The sequence below is a fragment of the Novosphingobium rosa NBRC 15208 genome (assembly GCF_001598555.1).
Lineage (GTDB): Bacteria > Pseudomonadota > Alphaproteobacteria > Sphingomonadales > Sphingomonadaceae > Novosphingobium > Novosphingobium rosa.
The window spans coordinates 1-697 of the sequence record NZ_BCZE01000188.1; the positions used below are offsets into that span (position 1 = coordinate 1).

Consider the following 697-nt stretch of genomic DNA (forward strand, 5'->3'; position numbering starts at 1 on the left):
ACGGCCACACCGACCCGCGCTGGTTCGCGCAGAACCAGCCCTTTGGCGATGCTTCGGACCTTTTGCTGCGGCCTGACCACTATGTCTTCCGCATGCTCTATTCGCAGGGCATCGCGCTGGAAAGCCTCGGCATCGGCGCCTCCAAAACCACCTACAACCCGCGCGAGGCATGGCGCATCCTCGCCCGCAACTGGCACCTGTTTCGCGGCACGCCCTCGCGCATGTGGCTGGATTGGGTTTTCGTCGAAGTCTTCGGCATGGGCGTGATGTTGGAGGAAGCCACCAGCGACCTCTATTTCGACACCATCACCGACATGCTGGCGACCGACGCCTTCCGCCCCCGCGCCCTGTTCAACCGCTACAACATCGAGGTGATCGCCACCACCGAAAGCCCGCTCGACACGCTGGAGTGGCATGGCCAGATCATGGCCGATAACGCATCGGGCGCATGGAACGGCAAGGTGGTGACCGCCTATCGCCCCGACCCGGTGATCGATCCCGCGTTCGAGGGCTTTGCCGAAAATCTGGCAAAATTCGGCGAACTCACCGGCGAGAACACGCTGACCTGGCAAGGCTACCTTGCCGCCCACCGCAACCGCCGCGCCTTTTTCGCCAAGCACGGCGCCACCAGCACCGACCACGGCCATCCCACGGCGCAAACCGCCAACCTCTCCACCGCCGAGGCCGAGGCGCTCTT

At 64.3% G+C, this 697-nt stretch carries 1 protein-coding gene; it reads left to right on the forward strand.

Translation table 11 applies throughout. The annotated features are described in order from the left end of the window. Nucleotides 1-697, forward strand: a 697-nt coding sequence (locus tag SR3_RS30350) for a glucuronate isomerase (RefSeq protein WP_174549219.1), incomplete at both ends; no start/stop codon positions are given.